Origin of the sequence: Enhydrobacter aerosaccus (genome assembly GCF_900167455.1) — a bacterium.
GTDB classification, from domain to species: domain Bacteria; phylum Pseudomonadota; class Alphaproteobacteria; order Reyranellales; family Reyranellaceae; genus Reyranella; species Reyranella aerosaccus.
Map to the genome: position 1 here is coordinate 1,144,141 of NZ_FUWJ01000002.1, position 19,075 is coordinate 1,163,215.

A 19,075-nucleotide genomic window follows, 5' to 3' on the forward strand; every position below is an offset into this window, starting at 1 on the left:
TCGGGCTCGATGCAGGCCATGGCGACGGGGCTGGTCGGCCATTTCGTTGCCATGGCTCGCAACAACGCCTGGGCAAACCATCGCCTGCTCAGCGCCTGCGAGGCGCTGAGCCCCGAGGCCTTCGCAGCGCCGCGCACCGGCTTCTTTCCGTCGCTGCGCGCCACCTTCAATCACATCCTCGTCGTCGACTACTATTATCTCGATGCGCTCGAGGATCGGGATGCACTGCGCCGCTACAGTCTGCCCGATCCGGATTTCGCCGACGGCCGCTCGATGCGTCAGGCCCAGACGGCCAGCGACAAGCGGCTGATCGCCTTCTGCGAGCGCCAAACCGAGGACAGCGTCGAGCGCCTGTGCGCGCTGCCGCGCCCCGATCGCCAACCACCGCCGACGCGCGTCGCCGCAGTGCTCGAGCATCTGTTCCAGCATCAGATCCACCATCGCGGCCAGGCCCACGCCATGCTGTCGAGCACCTCCATCAAGCCCCCCCAGCTCGACGAGTTCTTCCTGGCCGGCGAGGAGCATCTGCGCCGCGACGAGCTGCGGGCCCTGGACCTTCCCGAGACCTGATGCGGCAACGGTCCTCTTTTGCCGGCGCCGCGATCGAAGTGAGCGACCTTGCCCGCTCGATCGCCTTCCATCGCTTGTGGCTGCCCACCCTTGGCTTTCAACGAGTCTGGGAAGGCACGGGCAGCGTGCTGTGGGCCCGAGGCTACGACCAGCTCGTGATGCGCCAGGCCAAGGAAGGCGTTTCCTACGGGCCGGGAGCGCTTTCACTCGCCGTCTCGGCGGAGAGCCGCGGCCTGGTCGACCAGGTCTTTTCCGACCTGCGCACGGCGGGTGCCGCGGTCGAACAACCGCCGATCGATCGCGAAGACTTCGCACCGGGGTGCTACTCGATGCGTTTCCGCGATCCCGATGGCGTTCCTATCGAGGTCGTATATCGCTGGCAGGAACTGCCCGAACTCGCCGATGCCGAGCTGGTCAGCATTCCCGGCGTGGGCATCACCCTCGGCGGCTATTTCTTCAAGCCGCAAACCGGGCAGCCGCCCTATCCTGCTCTTGTCCTGCTGCACGGCTTCGCCGGCCATGCCCACAATCTCGCCGGCCTGGCCCGGAGGGCGACGGCCAATGGCTATGCCGCGCTCGCCCTGTCGTTGCGCGGATGGCTCGGCTCGGGAGGCGAGAACGATCAGGGATTGCGCCAGCCGCTCGACGTCCTCGCCGCCATCGACTGGTTGCTGCACCGGCCGCTGGTCGACCGCACCCGTATCGGTCTCGTCGGCGCCTCCATGGGGGGTCAGGTGGCGCTGCTGACCGCCGCCCACAAGCCGCCGATCGCCGCCGTCGCTTCCTATTTCGCGCCCACCGATCTCGCCCGCTGGCGCGACGCCAACCCCTTCATCCGCGACTATCTCGACGATCTGTGCGGGCCCGAGGGCCTGCCGGTACGTTCGCCGTTGTTGCGCGTGGCGCAGATCGACGTGCCGGTCCTGCTGATCCACGGCGACCAGGACGAAAACGTGCCGGTGCAACAGACTCTCACCATGGCCCAATCGCTGCGCGAACATGGCAAGGACGTGGAAACCCTGATCATCGAAGGCGCAACCCACTACTTCGACGACAAGGAATATGGCATTGCCTTGCGCAAGCTGTTCGAGTTCCTGCGGCGTCATCTCAATCGGAGCTAGCGGTTCATGCGCGTGTCGGAAGCCATCAACTCCCGTCGGTCCATGCGGGTGTTCAAGCCGGATCCCGTGTCGAAGGCCGACATCGAATGGATCATCAGCAACGCCAACCGAGCCGCATCCAACGGCAACCTTCAGCCGTGGAAGCTGTACGTCACCATGGGCCCGGCACGGCAACGCCTGTCGGCGGCGATCCTGAAGGCGATGGACGAGAATGATCTCGGGCCCGGCGCCGAGTACGACATCTATCCGAGAGAATTCAAGCCGGTCTACGACCAGCGCCGCAAGCTGGTGGGCAAGCAGCTCTATACGCTGCTCGGCGTGCCCAGAGGCGATTCCGCCGGCATGCTGAGGCAGTTCCGCAAGAACTACGAGTTCTTCGATGCGCCGGTCGGCATGATCCTGTGTGTCGAGCGCGGCATGGGCAACGGCCAATGGATCGACTGCGGCATCTTCCTCGACCAGCTCATGCTGCTGGCACGCGAGAAGGGCCTGCATACCTGCCCGCAGGCCGCGTTCAGCCGCTTCCAGCACGTCGTTCGCCGCGAGCTCAAGATCCCCGACGACCAGATCGTGATCTGCGGCCTGGCCCTGGGCCATGCCGATCCGGATGCCGTTCCCAACAACCTGGTGACCGAGCGCGCTCCGATCACTGACTTCACGACCTGGTTCAGCGAATGACAATCGCCCGGCCTCAGCACGGCCTCGGCCTTTAGGTCGCGGCCAAAGTCGAATTGCCGGGGCCGGCGGCAGCGCGGTAAAACCCGAACAATTCGTGCTGATAAGGTTCTTGGGAGGAATTTCATGAGCGACGACATCATCCCCGTCAGCCCGGAATGGGCCAAGCGCGCCTATGTCGACGAGGCCAAGTACAAGGAAATGTACGAGGCTTCGGTCAAGGACCCCGTGAAGTTCTGGGGCGAGCACGGCAAGCGCATCGACTGGATCAAGCCCTACAGCCCGGAGGCGGTGCGCGACGTCGACTACACCGGCAATGTCCGCATCCGTTGGTTCCACGACGGTGCATTGAACGTCTCTGCCAACTGTATCGACCGCCATCTCGCCAAACGCGCCGACCAGGTGGCCATCATCTGGGAGGGCGACGACCCGTCCAAGTCCAAGAACATCACCTATCGCGAGCTGCACGCCGAAGTGAGCCGCATGGCCAACGTGCTGAAGGAACTCGGCGCCAAGAAGGGCGATCGCATCACGATCTATCTGCCGATGATTCCCGAGGCCGCCTACGCCATGCTCGCCTGCGCGCGCATCGGGGCGATCCACTCGGTCGTGTTCGGCGGCTTCTCGCCCGACAGCCTCGCCAACCGCATCCTCGATTGCGACAGCGAAATCGTCGTCACCGCCGATGAAGGTCTGCGCGGCGGCAAGCCGGTGCCGCTCAAGGCCAACTGCGACGAGGCGCTCAAGAAGTGCCCCAAGGTGAAGAAGGTGCTGGTGGTGCAGCACACGGCGGGCAAAGTCGGCTGGGACGGCGCACGCGACGTATGGTGGCACGACGCCAAGGCCAAGGTGGCCGCGGACTGCAAGCCCGAGCCCATGGGCGCGGAGGACCCCCTCTTCATCCTCTACACCTCGGGCTCGACCGGTAAGCCGAAAGGCGTCCTTCATACCTCCGGCGGCTACCTCGTCTTCGCGTCGATGACGCATCAATACGTCTTCGACTATCACGACGGCGATATCTACTGGTGTACCGCCGATGTCGGCTGGGTGACCGGCCACAGCTACATTCTCTATGGTCCGCTCGCCAACGGCGCGACCACGCTGATGTTCGAGGGCGTACCCAACTATCCCAATTCGAGCCGCTTCTGGGATGTGATCGACAAGCACCAGGTCAACATTTTCTATACAGCGCCCACCGCCATCCGCGCCCTGATGCGAGAGGGTGAAGCACCGGTGAAGAAGGCGAGCCGCAAGAGCCTGCGCCTGCTGGGCTCCGTCGGCGAGCCGATCAACCCCGAAGCCTGGCTCTGGTACTACCGCGTCGTGGGCGACAGCCGCTGCCCCATCGTCGACACCTGGTGGCAGACCGAGACCGGCGGCATCCTGATCACACCACTGCCCGGCGCCACGAAGCTCAAGCCCGGCTCGGCGACGCAGCCCTTCTTCGGCGTCACGCCGGTCATGGTCGATGCCGACGGCAAGGAACTCGAAGGCGCCTGCACGGGCAATCTCTGCCTGATCAACTCCTGGCCGGGCCAGATGCGCACGGTCTATGGCGACCATCAGCGCTTCATCGACACCTACTTCCGCACCTATCCCGGCAAGTACTTCACCGGCGACGGCGCGCGCCGCGACGAGGACGGCTACTACTGGATCACCGGCCGCGTCGATGATGTGATCAACGTCTCCGGACATCGCATCGGTACGGCCGAGGTCGAGAGCGCCCTGGTCGCACATGCCAAGGTCGCGGAGGCGGCGGTGGTCGGCTTCCCGCACGACATCAAGGGCCAGGGCATTTATGCCTACGTCACCCTCAATGCCGGCGAGCCCTACAGCGAGGCGCTGCGCAAGGAGCTCGTGGCCTGGGTGCGCAAGGAGATCGGTCCGATCGCCTCGCCCGACATCGTCCAGTGGGCGCCCGGCCTGCCCAAGACCCGTTCCGGCAAGATCATGCGCCGCATCCTGCGCAAGATCGCCGAGAACGATTTCAGCAACCTCGGAGACACCTCGACCCTCGCCGATCCCGGTGTGGTCGACGACCTTGTGAAGAACCGCTCGCACTAGAGAAGGAGCACGATGGCCAAGCCGACGATCCAACAGCTCGCTGCGGACCTGGCCGCCGGGCGCACCACTTCCCGCGCCCTGACCGAACAGGCGCTGGCCCGCATCGAGGACCCAAAGGGCGAGGGCCAGCGCGTCTTCATCAAGGTCTACAAAACGCAGGCACTGGCCGCGGCCGACGCGAGCGATGCGCTGCGCAAGGCGGGGCTCGTGCCCTCGCCGCTCGCCGGCCTTCCGGTCTCGATCAAGAACCTCTGCGATGTCGCGGGCGAGACGACGCTCGCCGGCTCCAGGGCGCTCGATGACGCACCGCCGGCCAAGCAGGATGCACCCGTGCTGGCCCGCTTGCGAGCGGCCGGCGCCGTGATCGTCGGCAGCACCAACATGAGCGAGTTCGCCTTCTCGGGCGTAGGCTTCAACCCGCATTACGGCACGCCCGGCAATCCGGCAGACCGCACCCGCGTACCGGGCGGCTCGTCCTCGGGCGCCGCCGTCTCTGTTGCGGATGGCATGGCAGTCGTCGCGCTCGGCACGGACACCGGCGGCTCGGTGCGCATCCCATCCGCCGTCTGCGGCCTGGTGGGCTTCAAGCCGACGGCGCGGCGCGTACCGATCGACGGCGTGGTGCCGCTTTCGACCTCGCTCGATTCGATCGGGCCGCTCGCCCAGTCGGTCGAGTGCTGCGCCATCGTCGACGCCGTCTTCGCCGGCGAGCCGATCACGATCCCTGATGCCGTGCCGCTGGCGGGCCTGCGTTTCGGCGTGCCGCGGCACTTCGTGCTCGACGACCTCGACAGCACGGTTGCCAAGGCCTTCGAGCGCGCCTGCGCCGCTTTGTCGGCCAAGGGCGTCCGCATCGAATCCTTCGACTTGCCACAGCTCAACGAGCTGCCGGCCATCAACGCCAAGGGCGGCTTCGCGGCCTCCGAAGCCTATGCCTGGCATCAGAAGCTGATCGGCCGCCGTGGCAAGGATTACGACCAGTTCGTTCATCCCCGCATCATGCGCGGCAGGGAGATGAGCGCTGCGGATTACATCGATCTGCTGCAGGCGCGCGCCGATCTGCAGAAGCGTGTAGCGGCGATTACCTCGAACTACGACGCGGTGATCATGCCGACCTGCGCCATCGTGGCGCCGACATTGGACGAGGTCTCGACGCCCGACGGCTTCACCAAGAAGAACCTGGCGCTGCTGCGCAACACCACGGTCGGCAACTTCCTCGATCGCTGCGCCATCAGCCTGCCCTGTCATGGCGGGAGCGAGCTGCCCGTCGGCTTCATGCTGATGGGCGAGACCATGGCCGACAAGCGACTGCTCGGCATCGCGCGCTCCGTGGCATCAGTCGTGAAAGGCTAAGCGGGTGCTCCGCTGCGGGACAGACGTTCCCGCCAAACTCCTCATCTGCGGCGCGACACACCCGCGCTGCGGAAAGTTCGCGAATTCCTCTGCTCGCCGATCGAATCGCCAGAGTTTTCAGCTCCTTAAGGCCCGTTTCGCGAAACCCTCGCGAATCTTCGCGATCCCTTCGCGAAATTGGCAGCACCCGATCAAGGGTGCGGTGGGCAATGGAGCCGTGGGCGGAGACAATCGAAACCATGCCGGCAAGATACGCGCGCCCGGATGGTTCCAACGAATCCGGTCGTCAATGGCAGCAAGTGGCGATGTCGCGTATGACGCTGGGAGGAAAGGCTCTCGAGAGCGCGCGACGCGGCGCTCCTTACTGATATCGTGGATCGTCGGGCCGGCGCATTTTCCAGACGTTGTCGGTCGTGCTGTACTCGCTGTAGCCGAGGCGGGCGACCGGCTTGAAGGCGAGGACATCGACACGGCCGTCCTTCAGGATGCTGTCGTCGATATGCACGCCGACGACCTGGCCGAACACCACCGAGCCGCGCTGCGCCTCGTGGCCCTTCTCGACCGGCAGCTCGATCGTCTTCCAGTACTTGCACTCCAGCGCCACTGGCGATTCCTTCACCCGCGGCGGCTTCACATAGCGACAGGGTGCCGGTGTCAGGCCGGCCAGCTTCATCTCGTCGATGCCGTAGGGGACCATCGACGTCGTGACATTCATCTTCTCGGCCAGTTCCGCCGAGACCATGTTGACCACGAACTCCCCGGTTTCCTCGGCGTTCATGCGGCTGTGCTTGGTCGGCGTATCGCCATAGGTGCCGGTGATGGCGAAATAGACCATCGGCGGAAATTCGCTCACGCCATTGTAGAAGCTGTAGGGCGCGAGATTGACGCGGCCCTGCCGGTCGACGGTGGAGATCCAGCCGATCGGCCGCGGCACGATCAGCGCCTTGAGCGGATCGACGGCAAGACCGTGATCGCGCTTGGCCGCATCATAGAACATTCGCTTGTCTCCCCTCGGACGCAGAACTGAACGCTCGCTTGCGCAATAAACCGCCGAGCCGCTCCTCTGTCCATCCCGCCGGTAACCTGTCGGCAATCCGGGGGCTTTGCCAATGGGACACGCGTGCGACGAGCGGTCCGGCTTGCCGAGTCCCCACGCCGGCCTCATCTTCGCATCCATGTCACGTACGATGAAGGCGCTGCTCGGCGTCTGGATCCTGGTGTTGGTCGGCGCCGCCGGCTGGATCGGTTGGGACGCCTGGAAGGGCAATCAGCCCACCATCGGCGGTCCCTTCTCGCTGACCGATCAGAACGGCCGTACGGTGACGGATGCCGATCTCAAGGGCAAACCGACGCTGATCTATTTCGGCTACACTTATTGCCCCGATGTCTGCCCGACATCGCTGCTCCTGATGGAGACGGCGGCGGAGAAGCTGGGCGCGGACGGTCCCAAGAAGATCAACATGGTGTTCATCACCATCGATCCCGAACGCGACACGCCGCAGCTGATGAAGGGCTATGTCACCAACTTCGGTCCGACGATCGAAGGCCTGACCGGAACGCCGGAGCAGATCGCAGCCGTGGCGCATGCCTACCGGGTCTATTATCAGAAGGTGCCCGGCAAGGACGGCGCCCCCTATCTGATGGATCATTCCTCCATCGTGTATCTACTCGACAGCCGTGGCCGCTTCGTGACCCACTTCACCCACGAAGCCAATGCCGACACCATCGCCGCCGCCGTGGGACGCCTTCTGTAAGACATTGATCTGCCACAATTTTTGCACCGCAATATCCCCGTGACAAGGCGCGGGCGAAGCGTACAATCCGCGCCCCCATGCTTTACTACGCGTACGAACTGCATCGTCATCTCGCCCAGCCTGTCCGGCTGTGGGCGAACGCCGTCGAGCGCGTCTATTCCAGCCCGTACAACCCGCTGACCGACACCTGGCTCGGCAAGTCGATGGCTGCGGGCGCCGAAATCGTCTCGCGCCTGACGCAGAACTACGGCAAGCCCAGCTTCGGACTGGCCACGACACAAGTGGACGGCGAAACCGTCGCCGTGAACGAAGAGATCCTGCTGCGCAAACCCTTCTGCCAGCTGGTGCGTTTCCGGCGCGACACGGCGCAGCGCCATCCCAAGGTCCTGCTGGTCGCGCCGATGAGCGGGCATTTCGCCACGCTGCTGCGGGGCACCGTCGAGGCGCTGCTGCCCGAACACGACGTGCACATCACCGACTGGGTGGATGCCCGCGAAGTGCCGCTGTCACAGGGCAACTTCGATCTCGACGATTACGTCGACTACATCATCGACTTCTGCCGCTATCTCGGCCCCGACGTGCACGTGATCGCCGTATGCCAGCCCTCCGTGCCGGCATTGGCAGCCGCAGCGCTGATGGCGCAGGCCCAGGATCCCCGTCAGCCGCGGTCGCTCACCTTGATGGGTGGACCGATCGACACACGTATCAGCCCGACCGTGCCGAACGATCTGGCGATGCGCAATTCGATGATGTGGTTCCGGCAGAACGTGATCTCGACCGTGCCGATGAGTTATGCCGGCGCGATGCGACGCGTCTATCCGGGCTTCGTGCAGCTCACGAGCTTCATCTCGATGAATCTCGATCGACACATCAACGCCCACATGCGCCAGTTTGAACATCTCATCAAAGGCGACGACGACAACGCCGAGGCGCATCGGACGTTCTACGACGAATACCTCGCCGTCATGGATCTCACGGCCGAGTTCTACCTGCAGACGATCCAGGTCGTATTCAAGGAACACCAGTTGCCGCGCGGCCTCTGGGTGAGCCGCGGCCGGCAGATCGATCCGTCCGCCATAGAAACGGCCCTGATGACCGTCGAAGGCGAGCTGGACGATATCTCCGGCATCGGCCAGACCAAGGCGGCACATACACTGACGCCGAACATTCCCGGCGCCCGCCATGTCCACTGGGAGCAGCCGCGGGTCGGCCATTACGGCATCTTCAATGGCCGCAAATGGCGGGAGCAGATCATGCCGCGCGTGCGCGATTTCATCCGCGCCAACGACACGGCATCCTGACCACAGGCCCGGGCAACCTCTCGCGGCAGCGGACGTTCGACCACCAACGAGGAGGTCGAGCCATGCAGGCGCTTTCCCGTCGGTCGCTGGTCAGCGGCCTGTTGATTTTCGCCAGCGTGGGCACCGCCGCCACAGCGGTCTGCGCCCAGCCGCAGGCCGAGATCATCGTTCCGACAGCGCCGCCGCCACCACGGGAAGAGGTTGTGCCGGTCCTGCCGTCCGAGAGGCTCGAGCGGGACGTGTGGCGCCCCGGACACTGGCAATGGAACGGCCACGAGTATGTGTGGGTCGCCGGCCATTACGTCGAACGCCCGCGCCGCGGCGCCGTCTGGGTTCCCGGCCGTTGGGAGCGCCGGCCGCACGGCTGGGTCTATATCGAGGGACATTGGGGCTAGGAGGCCTGTCTGTTGCCAAGCGGTGGCGCGACTGACGCTCAGGAACCGCTTCCGTCGAGGCGCCGTTTCTACTCCGAAATCTGTACGGAGGAAGACATGGCAAGCTTTAGCCGAAGCGGCGTTCTCGGCGGCCTGACGCTGGTCGTCGGCGCGAGCGTCCTCGCAGGTGTTGCTTCCGCGCAAGATGTTATCTATGTGCCCGCTGCACCGCCGCCGCCACGCGCCGAAATCGTTCCGACCGTGCCGGCCGACCGCGTCGTGACCTGGCAACCCGGATACTGGCGCTGGACCGGCGCGGAGTATGCATGGGTCGCCGGCCATTACGTCGACGCGCCACGCCGTGGAGCGGTCTGGATCCCCGGTCGCTGGGAGCAGCGGGCACGGGGCTGGGTGTATGTCGATGGACATTGGAACTGACCATTCCTCCCCATGCCGTCTTGACTCTGCCATGGCCTGAGGCCCGCTGATGGGCCTCGAGCAGGAAGGCGTTCACGCCGCAAACGTCCTTGTCGCGCTGATCACCACCTACGGCCTCAGGGTGATCGGCGCGATCGCGATCCTGCTCGCGGGATGGATCGCGGCGCGTCTCGTTCACTCCGCCATCGTGCGCTTGTGCGTGCGGTCGCCGAGGATTGACCGTACCGTCACGCTGTTTCTCGCCAACGGCGCCCGCTACAGCGTCCTGATGTTCACTTTCGTGGCGGTGCTGACAAGCTTCGGCATTGCCACCACGAGCATCGTCGCTGTCCTCGGCGCGGTGGGGCTGGCCATCGGCTTGGCGTTGCAGGGCACGCTCAGCAATCTCGCGGCCGGCATCATGATCGTGGTGTTCCGCCCCTTCCATATCGGCGATCGCGTGGAGAGCGGCGGTGTTGTCGGCATCATCCGCGAGATCAATTTGTTCTATAGCGAGCTCGACACCGACGATAATGTCCGCGTCATCTATCCCAACGGCCTGCTATGGGGCCAGATCGTCAAGATCCCATCCCGGAACGACACCGAACGCGTGGAGTTGAAGTTCGTTCGGCCCCTGAGCGACGATGTCGGGCTTGCCATCGAGCGCGTCCGGCATGCCGTCGCGGAAGACAAGCGCATTACGCGAATGGCACAGATCGGCGTCGACACGGTTGCCGACGACCACTACGTACTGGTTGCGAGGATGTGGGTAGCCCGGCCTGATGCCATGCAGGTCCACTTCGACATCAACCGCGCCGTAAAGGAAGCGCTCCAGCAGCATCCGCCCACGCCCGAGCAGACGCAGGCGGCGGACTAACGACATCAACCCGGCCCGACGGTACCATGCGGCGATGCCGGTCCCCGTCGATATCTCTGCCTGGAAGCCCGCGCCCTTTGCCGTTGAGGGCGAAACGATCTTCGCCGTCGGCGACGTCCATGGATGCGCCGACGAGCTGCGGACGTTGCTCGACGCCGTCGGAACATCTGCTGCCGAATGTCCTGTCGGCAAGCGGCGCCTGGTCTTTCTGGGCGACATGGTCGATCGCGGACCGGATACGATCGGCGCGCTTCGCCTCTGGAGCGCGGAGGCACGGGAACATGGCGTCGATCGGATCGACCGCATCATCGGCAATCACGAGATCATGATGCTACTGGCGGGTGAAGGTGGTCCATCCGCGCCGAAGTATGAGGCGATGTGGCTGGCGGGCCATTCTGGCGGTCGAGCAGCGCTCGAGGAGATGCGCACGGCCTGTCAGGATCCGGCCGCTCCGCCCAGCCATGCGCTGTTCGTTTCAGCCCTCGGCGAAGGGATCGTCCGCCAGCTCCTGACGCAGCGTTCACACCTGCGCATCGGCAATACGCTCTTCATCCATGGAGGGCTCGATCCAAAAGCCGATCAGGCGACGTTTCTGGCCACTCCCTGGACAGCCGGGCGGGAAGCACGCTGGGCCTGGATCAATCGGGGCTTCCTCGATTGGCAGGGTGGGTTCGGCGGAACGCTGGTGGTGCACGGCCACACGCCGCCCGCCAAGCATTTCCCGCTCACGCACATGGCGGATCCACACCTTTTCCTGCACGACCGCCTTGGCCTCGATGGCGGGAGCGCCGTCACCGGTTTGGTGGTCGGTGCCGAGATCCAGGATGGCCGTTATCGAATCTTCAAGGCCGGCAAGCGAAGAGCCGGCTCCTCCGGAATTCCCTGATGGCTCATCGCGGGAAATTCTGCACGACGTCGAGGAACGCCACGCCATAGCGTTCGAGCTTGCTGTCACCGACGCCATGGATCTCCCGCATCGCCGACAGGGTGATCGGGCGGTGAGTCGCCAGCTCGATCAGGGTGCGATCGGAAAAGACGACGTAGGCTGGCACCTTCTGCGATAGGGCAAGCTTCGACCGCAATGACTTGAGGGCCGCCAGCAGCGGTTCGTCCGCATCGCCCACTTCCACCTGGGGCGCTTGACGGCCCTGACGGCCTTGCTTGGGCCGAGCGACATCCTTGCGCAACTCGATGCGTTCCTGGCCCTTCAGGACCCGCCAACCGACCTCGGTCACCGACCAGCGGCCATGTTCCATCAGATCCTGGGAAATGAGGCCCAGCGCGGACAGTTGGCGAAAGATCGCACGCCATTCGACAGCGCGGCGGCCGGCGCCGACACCGAATGTCGGCAGCTTGTCGTGACTGAACTTCAGCACGTTCTCCGTGCGCTCACCCAACAGGATGGCGATCACGTGCTCCATGCCGAACCGCTCGCCCGTACGCACGATCGCCGACATCGCCTTCTGGGCTTCGATGGTGCCGTCGAAGCGCTCGACGCCTTCCTGGCAGAGATCGCAGTTGCCGCAAGGCTCGGACGCCTCGCCGAAATAGGTAAGCAATGTCTGTCGTCGGCAGCGCGGCGCCTCGGCGAGAGCCAGCAGCGCATTGAGGCGCTGTCGTTCGATGCGCTTGCGTTCTTCCGACGACTCGGCCTGTTCGATCTGCAGGCGTCGAAGACGCATGTCGTCGAGGCCGTAGAGCGTGAGCGTATCGGCCGCCAGACCATCGCGGCCGGCACGGCCGATCTCCTGGTAATAGGCCTCGACGTTGGCCGGCAGATCGGCATGGCAGACGAAGCGCACGTCCGGTTTGTCTATGCCCATGCCGAAGGCGACGGTGGCAGTCATCACCACGCCGTCCTGCTGCTGGAAGGCATCCTGATTGGCGTCGCGCACCGCTTTGTCCAGGCCGGCATGGTACGGCAATGCCTTGACCGACGCCTTGTTCAGCGTCTCGGCGAGCTCCTCGACCTTGCGCCGCGAGGCACAATAGACGATGCCGCTCTGGCCTTCATGCGCGCGCACGAAATCCAGGATCTGGCGCGACGAGCGATCCTTGGCCTTGAAGGCAAGCCGGAGATTGGGGCGATCGAAGCTGCGCACGAAGACGCGAGGCGCCGCGGCGAACAGCTTGTCGACGATATCGCCGCGCGTGGGCGCATCGGCGGTGGCCGTCAGGGCGATGGTTTGCAGCCGCCCGCCGATCTGGCGCGCCAGACTGCCGAGCGTCAGATATTCCGGCCGGAAGTCGTGTCCCCATTGCGACACGCAATGGGCTTCGTCGATCGCCATCAGCGTGACGTTGGACTCGGCCAGCAACTCCACTGTGTCGGGGCGCGCCAGCCGTTCCGGCGCCAGGTAGAGAAGGCGAAGCGAGCCGCGCCGCAGCAGATCCATCACACGCGCATTTTCGCCCGGCTCGTTACTCGAGTTGAGGCTGCCCGCCGCCACGCCCGCTGCTGCAAGCGCGCGCACCTGATCACGCATCAGCGCAATCAACGGCGAGATGACCAGTGTCAAACCGGATCGCGCGATCGCAGGGAGCTGATAGCAAAGCGACTTGCCTGAACCGGTCGGCATAACGGCAAGCACATTCTCGCCCGTCAGAACGGCGCGCACGATTTCTTCCTGCCCTGGGCGGAAAGCGTCGAAACCGAAGACGGAATGAAGCAGGGACCGTGCGGTCGAGAGCGGATCGGACATTGCGGCGCGCGACAGTAGCGTCTCGTGCTGTCACCCGCACTGTGGATGAACGCCCGGCGGGTTTTGGCCGCATTGGATTCATGAAGAGTTCGCGCGTCGCGGCGGATTCACCCCCGTGTCACCAAGTACCACCGGCCCGACTGATGCGGCGACGTCACAGCGGAGCGCTGCCTTTTCTCCTTCAAGCTGATGCCCCGCCACTGCCGCTTTTTGACGGCTGATTCCCTCCACCCACCGACACTAGTCCCTCTTCACTTGTCGAATGGAGCGTACGATGTCTTTCAAGAAGAATACGATCAGCATCGCAGCCGCCGTGGCGGCGATAATCGCGGCACCGCTCGCCGCACATGCCCAGACCCCCGCCGCGCCGTATTGGCAAGGCTTCTACGCCGGCATCAATCTGGGCGGCATCTGGAACAACAATGCCACGGCGATCACGGAGAACGGCACCACCGGCGGCTTCTCGGGCACGAGCGGCGGCATCCTCGGTGGCGGTCAGGTCGGCTACAACTACATGCTTGGTCCGGTGCTCGTCGGCCCTGAATTCGACTTCCAGGGCACCTCATTGAGCACGAATGTCTCCGGCGGTGCTGGCCCGTCGACGATTTCGGCACAGTCGACGGTGCCGTGGTTTGCGACCTTCCGTGCCCGTGCCGGTTATCCGGTCGGATCGGTGATGCCCTATGTCACGGGCGGCGCGGTGTGGGGACATCAGACCCTGAGCGGCTATGACACGGCTGGCGGCGGCTACTTCAACGCCTCCAACAACTTCTGGACCTGGACCGCTGGTGGCGGCGTCGAGGGCCACATCACCGATCGGTGGAGTGCCAAGCTCGAATATCTCTACATCGGCACGCCCAGCACGCCGCTGTCGACGCCCTACACGACCAGCGTGTCTGGCAGCGGTGTCGGCAACGTCATCCGCGTGGGCCTGAACTACAAGCTCTACTAGGAGATCTTGCCGCAAGGCGGCAAGAACAAGGCGGAACCCACGTGCTCTCCCTTCGTTCCTACACAAAAGGAACGGGAGAGCACGTGGTGCTTCTGGGATTTGCCCTGCTGCTGGCGGCGTCGAGCGTCGCCGTCTTCCCCTGCTGGCGCCACAGCCAGCAGTGGGGGTACACGCCCTCGGTGACAGCGGGAATTCTGCTCTTCTGCCTCGCGATCATGACGGTGGGCGGAAAGCCGGCCAACGGCTTTGTCCGCACCGGTGCAACAACGGTCTACCGGGCCGACGGTCACAGTGTCTGGCCCTACGCTTACAGCTTCCAGCCCAGGACATCGCGGCCTTACGACGGTCGCGACCTTGCGCGGTCCGAACCGCTGGACGTCTCCCCCGGCACCTGACCGAATGCGCGAGGTCAGTTGCGCGCTGCTTGGCCGCCATCCAGAGTCATCACCACACCGCTGATGTAGCTCGCGCGATCCGAAGCAAGGAACACAGCAAGGTCGGCGACTTCGTCCGGCTCGGCCGGACGTCCGAATGGCATATGTGTAGTGAGCTCGCGCCAACGTTCGGCATCACCAAATTTCTGTTCCGCCTGGCCGCGCAACAGCGTGAGCATCCGATCTGTGCGGGTGGCGGGGGGATTGATAGCCACGACGCGAACGCCTTGGTCGACGCTCTTTGATCCGACGGCGCGTGTGAAGGCCATCAACCCGGCATTGGCCATGGTGCCGGCGACATAATCGTAATTGTACACCTCGCCAGCGAGCCCGATCACATTGACGACGACGCCCTTCTTCCGCGCGTACATCCGCTCCAGCATGGCGCGCGTGGCGTTGATATAGCCGAACACCTTCAGTTCCCAGGCCTCGCGCCACTTGGGCTCGCTCATGGCAAAGATGTCACCGCGGGGGATGGCTCCGGCGTTATTGACGAGAATGTCGGCATGGCTCACGGCGTCGACCACCGCACGCACCGTGTCTCCCTTGGAGAAGTCGGCGACGTGGATCTCGACCGGCACGTTGTGGCGTCCGCGGATGGCGTCGCGCGCCTTCTCGAGTGAATCCGCCGAGCGGGAGGCGATATGTACAGCACAGCCCTCGGCCGCGAAGGCCATGGCGCAGGCCAGGCCAATTCCGCGGCTGCCGCCCGTGATCAGAACCGTCCGACCGTTGAGCTTGAGATCCATGAACCCTCTCCTCCGAGAACCGATCGCAACTCCTATATGAGCATGGAATCGCGGGTACACTAACGGCGTCGCATGTCCGCTTCCTCTCCGCGAACGGCGCCCAGCCGCCCTCTGCCGTCGGTACCACCTCGCGCCGGCTGGCGTCGAATATTGGCTTGGCTGCCGGCGTTGATCGTGGCGCCGGGCCTGATCGCGGTCGTACTGCACTATGGAAGCCTCGCGAAGTTCGCGGAGCTGGCGCGCAATGCGCACCCCGGATGGCTCCTGCCGGCGCTTGGGGCGCAGATTGGAACCTATGTCTTCGCCGCCCTGTCCTGGCGCCAGGTCCTGCATCGCGCCGGCGAGCGGCGCCCATTTCGTACCCTGTTCCGACTGAGCGTAGCCAAGCTCTACACCGATCAGGCCATCCCCACCGGAGGCGTCAGCGGGTCGATCCTCGTCATGAAGGCGTTGAATCGCCGCGGCCTGTCCAACAGCATCGGCATGGCCGCCCTGCTCGTCAGCATGGTGACACATTATGCTGCCGACGTGGTGGCAGCGATCACAGCGTTGGGGCTGCTGTGGCTGCATCAGGATGCGGATCTGGCGGCGCTCGGGCTCGTCAGCGCCTTCGTCGTCGTCGAGATCGCGATTCCCGTTGCCGTGCTCTGGGCCAAGAGCCGCGCGAGCGACGGGCAGCTTCCTGCCTGGATCACAAGGCTGCCCGTGACCGAGGATGCCATCGAAGCCGTTGCCGCTGCCCCTGACGAGCTGCTGCGCGATCCCCGGCTGATCGCCGAGACCTTCTTGTGTCAGCTCGCCATTATCCTGCTCGACTCCCTCACCCTCTGGCTGGTGAGCCGCGCAATCAGCGCCCCGATCGACTACTGGATGGCGTTCTGCGGCTATACCATCGGCGACGCGGTCGCCATGGTGGCGCCGAGCCCGCTCGGCCTCGGCACCTTCGAAGCCGGCACCACGGGCACCCTCGCACTTCTCGGCATGCCGGTTGAAGCGGCCTTGTCCGCCACCATCCTGCTGCGCGGACTGACATTCTGGCTACCCATGATCCCAGGCCTTTGGATCGCCCGTCACGAAGTTAGCCGACTCTAGAGTCTATAGAGGCTTTCAATGGTGGCTCGACCGTCCTCCGTCTTCGCACGCCCGTCCTTCACCATCTGGATGAGATGCGCCAGCATCGAGCGACCGGCGGCGGCATGAAGATAGGCGGGCGTGTCGGCATAATTCTTCGCCACCATCTGCGGAATTGTCTGCGGCCCTTCCTTCAGGCGCGCCAGGATCTGCGCCTCGCGGCCGAGCCGGTGCTCGATATAGGCCTCGACGAACGGACGCGGGTCGCGGATCTCGGCGCCATGCGTGGGAATGTAAAGCGCTTCCTCGCGCGGCAGCAGCTTGCGCAGGCTGGCGAAGTAGTCGGCCATGTTTCCGTCGGGCGGCGAGATGACCGCCGTCGACCAGCCCATCACATGGTCGCCCGACAGCAGCGCATTGTCCTCGCGCACCGCAAAGCAGAGATGGTTGGAGATATGGCCAGGCGTGTGGATCGCCTCGACGTTCCACCCGTCACCCTGCACGACGTCGCCATCACCGAGCTTGACGTCCGGCGCGAAGGAAAGATCGCCGGGTTCCTCGGCGTGCTGGTCTGCGGGGGGCTTGGGATGGGGCCCGAAGGAATAGACCTTCGCGCCGGTTGCCGTGGCGATCGCGGGCGTCGCCGGCACATGATCGATATGCGTGTGCGTGACAAAAATATGCGTCACCGTCTCGCCGCGCACGGCCTTCAAGACCGCGTCGATGTGCTCCTGCTGATCCGGACCGGGATCGACAATGGCGACTTTGCCGTGGCCGACAATGTAGGTGCCCGTCCCCTTGAAGGTGAATGGGCTGGGATTGTTGGCGACAACACGACGGATCAGCGGTGTGACCTCCATCGCCGTGCCATAGTCGAACTTGAAATCCTTGATGAAGGGAATACCAGCCATCGAGCACTCCTCCCGGAGTCTATTATTTTTCGGGCGGCGTCAGCTTGTAGAGCGCGTTGCGCAAATCCGAGCTGACATAGATCGCGCCGGACTTGGCAACGGCCACGCCCGTGGTCACCAGCGCCGGCGGACCGCCGGGATAAGTGGGCAGGCCGATATCGAGGTTGGAGGCGACGACCGTCTTGGCGCCACTTGCCGGGTCGATCGCAACCACGCGCTTTTGTCCCACTTCGGCGACATAGAGCTTGTTGTCCGGACCAACGTCTATACCCTCCGGCGCAGACAAGCCGTCCGCGACCACCTTGCGGGCACCAGAGGCGACATCGATCTGCGTCACGGCACCGGCGGCGATTTCGGTGATGTAGACGACATTGTTCGGTCCCTGCGCCATCGCCACCGGCGCGCGCAGATCCTTGGCCACCGTCGTGCGTGTCTTGCCGTCGGGGCTCACCTTGACGAGGTTGCCGCTGCCCAGCTCGGCAACGTAGAGCGTACCATCATTGCCTTCGAGGGCATCGACGGGAGCGGCGAAATCGCCAAGCGTCGCCACCAGCTTGCCCGTCTTGCGGTCGACCTTTTGCACCGTATTCGAGAACCAGCTCGACAGCAGGACGTTCTTGGGCCCGACGGAAAGCCCGGTCGGATAGGAATGCGTGTCGCCGTGCACGCGCAGGACGTCGCTCACCGCGCCGGTCGTCCCGTCGACGGTCCGATAGCTGAACACGTCCGCCACGTGCACCGTCTCCTTGCCCCCCTCGCTGACTACGGCGAGATCGGAGGGGATCGCCAGCTTGCCATCGACGACGGCCTTGGCCGCCCCCGTCTGCTTGTCGACCAGATAGATCGCGTTGTCGGTCATCGAAGTCACGAACAGCCGCCCGCGCGAATCGAAGGCGAGATTGTCCAGGCCGGATCTCAGGGTCGCGACCAGCTTCTTGGCCTTGCTGGTCAGGCTGACGCTCCAGATATTGCCGTTCGCCGCATCGACGACGAAGAGATTGTCGCGGTTCTGCGGATCCAGATTGGCGGCTGCCGGTGTGACGAAACCGGAGGCGACGACCTCGACCGCACCCGTATCGACGTTGATCTTCACGGCCTCGCCCTTGAACCAGAGCGGGCCATATAGGAAGCCGTCATCGCGATGGATCTCGAAGCCATTCAGGCCACCGAGCTTGTCGGCGATCTTGCGCAGCTCCTTCTGTGCGAAAGGCTTGAAATCGGGTTTGTCCACATTCTTGAGATCGATCTCGTAGAGCGCATCGCCCAGGAACACCTCCGACACGAACAGTCGGCCATCCTTGCTGAAGGCGATGCTGTTGGGACCGGACAGGCCATTCGCTACTTCGATGGTCTTGTTGCCCTTGCGGATATAGACCTTGCCCATCAGGAACGCGGTCCAGGCCATGGTTCCGTCTTCGGCAAAGGCGATGTCGTCGGCCATGCCGACCGGCGGCTCGATCACGCGGTCGACCTCACCCGAATCGACCTGGACGTGATAAATCGACTGGCCGATCACGGACCCTGCGAACAGCTGGTCGTCCTTGTTGAAGGCGATGCCGTGCACGCCATGAAAGGACGATCCCGGGACCAGGAACTGCTGGCTGTATTCCTTGCGCGCGTCGGACGCGGGAGCCGTCGCAGGCGGCGTCGATTGCGCCAGCACCGATCCTGATACGGCGAGCACAACCACCGCTGACGTCAAATACCGGCCCAGACTCATGCAATTCCCTCCAAGCTCTTCGGGCGCCGC

19 protein-coding genes are annotated in these 19,075 nt (G+C 64.5%); 14 read left to right on the forward strand and 5 right to left on the reverse strand.

Going from position 1 to position 19,075, the window contains the following annotated elements; genetic code table 11:
- Positions 1-18 precede the first annotated feature (18 nt).
- From B5D62_RS14730 to B5D62_RS14750, 5 genes are all read left to right on the forward strand, one after another.
- The gene (locus tag B5D62_RS14730) at positions 19-570 is read left to right on the forward strand and encodes a DinB family protein (RefSeq protein ID WP_085934780.1); all 552 of its coding nucleotides are present in this window, start codon (positions 19-21) and stop codon (positions 568-570) included.
- Complete coding sequence (locus tag B5D62_RS14735; protein ID WP_085934593.1) at positions 570-1,691, forward strand: alpha/beta fold hydrolase; 1,122 nt, start codon at positions 570-572, stop codon at positions 1,689-1,691. The genes B5D62_RS14730 and B5D62_RS14735 overlap by 1 nt, the downstream gene beginning before the upstream one ends.
- Before the next feature lie 6 nt (positions 1,692-1,697).
- The gene (locus B5D62_RS14740) at positions 1,698-2,369 is read left to right on the forward strand and encodes a nitroreductase (protein WP_085934594.1); all 672 of its coding nucleotides are present in this window, start codon (positions 1,698-1,700) and stop codon (positions 2,367-2,369) included.
- Positions 2,370-2,492: 123 nt separating this feature from the next.
- Positions 2,493-4,430 (forward strand): acetate--CoA ligase, encoded by a 1,938-nt coding sequence (gene acs, locus B5D62_RS14745; RefSeq protein ID WP_085934595.1) that lies wholly within the window; start codon positions 2,493-2,495, stop codon positions 4,428-4,430.
- A 12-nt stretch (positions 4,431-4,442) separates the two neighbouring features.
- On the forward strand, positions 4,443-5,783 hold the full coding sequence (locus B5D62_RS14750) for an amidase (protein WP_085934596.1): 1,341 nt from the start codon (positions 4,443-4,445) through the stop codon (positions 5,781-5,783).
- A 361-nt stretch (positions 5,784-6,144) separates the two neighbouring features.
- Here the strand turns inward: B5D62_RS14750 and B5D62_RS14755 are convergent, their stop codons facing one another.
- On the reverse strand, positions 6,145-6,780 hold the full coding sequence (locus B5D62_RS14755) for a flavin reductase family protein (RefSeq protein WP_085934597.1): 636 nt from the start codon (positions 6,778-6,780) through the stop codon (positions 6,145-6,147).
- Positions 6,781-6,922: 142 nt separating this feature from the next.
- Between B5D62_RS14755 and B5D62_RS14760 the strand changes: the two genes are divergently transcribed.
- From B5D62_RS14760 to B5D62_RS14785, 6 genes are all read left to right on the forward strand, one after another.
- Positions 6,923-7,537, forward strand: coding sequence for an SCO family protein (locus tag B5D62_RS14760; protein WP_231714809.1), 615 nt, complete (start codon positions 6,923-6,925; stop codon positions 7,535-7,537).
- A gap of 77 nt (positions 7,538-7,614) precedes the next feature.
- Positions 7,615-8,838, forward strand: a complete 1,224-nt coding sequence (locus B5D62_RS14765; RefSeq protein ID WP_085934598.1) for a polyhydroxyalkanoate depolymerase — start codon at positions 7,615-7,617, stop codon at positions 8,836-8,838.
- A gap of 62 nt (positions 8,839-8,900) precedes the next feature.
- The gene (locus B5D62_RS14770) at positions 8,901-9,233 is read left to right on the forward strand and encodes a YXWGXW repeat-containing protein (RefSeq protein ID WP_085934599.1); all 333 of its coding nucleotides are present in this window, start codon (positions 8,901-8,903) and stop codon (positions 9,231-9,233) included.
- 96 nt (positions 9,234-9,329) lie between these two features.
- Entirely contained in the window at positions 9,330-9,650 is a 321-nt protein-coding gene (locus B5D62_RS14775; RefSeq protein ID WP_085934600.1) for a YXWGXW repeat-containing protein, read from the forward strand.
- A 49-nt stretch (positions 9,651-9,699) separates the two neighbouring features.
- Complete coding sequence (locus B5D62_RS14780) at positions 9,700-10,506, forward strand: mechanosensitive ion channel family protein (protein ID WP_085934601.1); 807 nt, start codon at positions 9,700-9,702, stop codon at positions 10,504-10,506.
- Positions 10,507-10,540: 34 nt separating this feature from the next.
- Positions 10,541-11,392 carry a metallophosphoesterase gene (locus B5D62_RS14785; RefSeq protein WP_085934602.1) on the forward strand — a complete coding sequence of 284 codons (852 nt, stop codon included), beginning with the start codon at positions 10,541-10,543 and terminating at the stop codon, positions 11,390-11,392.
- A gap of 4 nt (positions 11,393-11,396) precedes the next feature.
- Here B5D62_RS14785 and recQ read toward each other — a convergent pair whose 3' ends face one another.
- Positions 11,397-13,208, reverse strand: a complete 1,812-nt coding sequence (gene recQ, locus B5D62_RS14790) for a DNA helicase RecQ (protein ID WP_085934603.1) — start codon at positions 13,206-13,208, stop codon at positions 11,397-11,399.
- A 274-nt stretch (positions 13,209-13,482) separates the two neighbouring features.
- Between recQ and B5D62_RS14795 the strand changes: the two genes are divergently transcribed.
- Together B5D62_RS14795 and B5D62_RS33380 are read left to right on the forward strand one after the other, a co-directional pair.
- Positions 13,483-14,160 carry an outer membrane protein gene (locus B5D62_RS14795; protein WP_170920942.1) on the forward strand — a complete coding sequence of 226 codons (678 nt, stop codon included), beginning with the start codon at positions 13,483-13,485 and terminating at the stop codon, positions 14,158-14,160.
- Positions 14,161-14,243: 83 nt separating this feature from the next.
- Entirely contained in the window at positions 14,244-14,555 is a 312-nt protein-coding gene (locus B5D62_RS33380; protein ID WP_170920943.1) for a DUF3309 family protein, read from the forward strand.
- A gap of 14 nt (positions 14,556-14,569) precedes the next feature.
- Here the strand turns inward: B5D62_RS33380 and B5D62_RS14805 are convergent, their stop codons facing one another.
- Positions 14,570-15,343 (reverse strand): short-chain dehydrogenase/reductase, encoded by a 774-nt coding sequence (locus B5D62_RS14805; protein ID WP_085934606.1) that lies wholly within the window; start codon positions 15,341-15,343, stop codon positions 14,570-14,572.
- A 150-nt stretch (positions 15,344-15,493) separates the two neighbouring features.
- On the opposite strand from B5D62_RS14805, the gene B5D62_RS14810 reads away from it, so the two are divergent.
- Complete coding sequence (locus B5D62_RS14810; RefSeq protein ID WP_170920944.1) at positions 15,494-16,435, forward strand: lysylphosphatidylglycerol synthase transmembrane domain-containing protein; 942 nt, start codon at positions 15,494-15,496, stop codon at positions 16,433-16,435.
- Here the strand turns inward: B5D62_RS14810 and B5D62_RS14815 are convergent.
- Together B5D62_RS14815 and B5D62_RS14820 are read right to left on the reverse strand one after the other, a co-directional pair.
- Positions 16,432-17,325 carry an MBL fold metallo-hydrolase gene (locus B5D62_RS14815; RefSeq protein ID WP_085934608.1) on the reverse strand — a complete coding sequence of 298 codons (894 nt, stop codon included), beginning with the start codon at positions 17,323-17,325 and terminating at the stop codon, positions 16,432-16,434. The genes B5D62_RS14810 and B5D62_RS14815 overlap by 4 nt on opposite strands.
- Before the next feature lie 22 nt (positions 17,326-17,347).
- Positions 17,348-19,045 carry a hypothetical protein gene (locus B5D62_RS14820; protein WP_085934609.1) on the reverse strand — a complete coding sequence of 566 codons (1,698 nt, stop codon included), beginning with the start codon at positions 19,043-19,045 and terminating at the stop codon, positions 17,348-17,350.
- Positions 19,046-19,075: the final 30 nt, after the last annotated feature.

Coding starts and splice junctions, on each gene's coding strand:
- acs (WP_085934595.1), top strand. CDS start 2,493: ATGAGCGACGACATCATCCCCGTCAGCCCGGAATGGGCCAAGCGCGCC.
- B5D62_RS14795 (WP_170920942.1), top strand. CDS start 13,483: ATGTCTTTCAAGAAGAATACGATCAGCATCGCAGCCGCCGTGGCGGCG.
- B5D62_RS14815 (WP_085934608.1), bottom strand. CDS start 17,325: ATGGCTGGTATTCCCTTCATCAAGGATTTCAAGTTCGACTATGGCACG.
- recQ (WP_085934603.1), bottom strand. CDS start 13,208: ATGTCCGATCCGCTCTCGACCGCACGGTCCCTGCTTCATTCCGTCTTC.
- B5D62_RS14780 (WP_085934601.1), top strand. CDS start 9,700: ATGGGCCTCGAGCAGGAAGGCGTTCACGCCGCAAACGTCCTTGTCGCG.
- B5D62_RS14730 (WP_085934780.1), top strand. CDS start 19: ATGGCGACGGGGCTGGTCGGCCATTTCGTTGCCATGGCTCGCAACAAC.
- B5D62_RS14805 (WP_085934606.1), bottom strand. CDS start 15,343: ATGGATCTCAAGCTCAACGGTCGGACGGTTCTGATCACGGGCGGCAGC.
- B5D62_RS14785 (WP_085934602.1), top strand. CDS start 10,541: ATGCCGGTCCCCGTCGATATCTCTGCCTGGAAGCCCGCGCCCTTTGCC.
- B5D62_RS14740 (WP_085934594.1), top strand. CDS start 1,698: ATGCGCGTGTCGGAAGCCATCAACTCCCGTCGGTCCATGCGGGTGTTC.
- B5D62_RS14775 (WP_085934600.1), top strand. CDS start 9,330: ATGGCAAGCTTTAGCCGAAGCGGCGTTCTCGGCGGCCTGACGCTGGTC.
- B5D62_RS14750 (WP_085934596.1), top strand. CDS start 4,443: ATGGCCAAGCCGACGATCCAACAGCTCGCTGCGGACCTGGCCGCCGGG.
- B5D62_RS14755 (WP_085934597.1), bottom strand. CDS start 6,780: ATGTTCTATGATGCGGCCAAGCGCGATCACGGTCTTGCCGTCGATCCG.
- B5D62_RS14765 (WP_085934598.1), top strand. CDS start 7,615: ATGCTTTACTACGCGTACGAACTGCATCGTCATCTCGCCCAGCCTGTC.
- B5D62_RS14770 (WP_085934599.1), top strand. CDS start 8,901: ATGCAGGCGCTTTCCCGTCGGTCGCTGGTCAGCGGCCTGTTGATTTTC.
- B5D62_RS14735 (WP_085934593.1), top strand. CDS start 570: ATGCGGCAACGGTCCTCTTTTGCCGGCGCCGCGATCGAAGTGAGCGAC.
- B5D62_RS14820 (WP_085934609.1), bottom strand. CDS start 19,045: ATGAGTCTGGGCCGGTATTTGACGTCAGCGGTGGTTGTGCTCGCCGTA.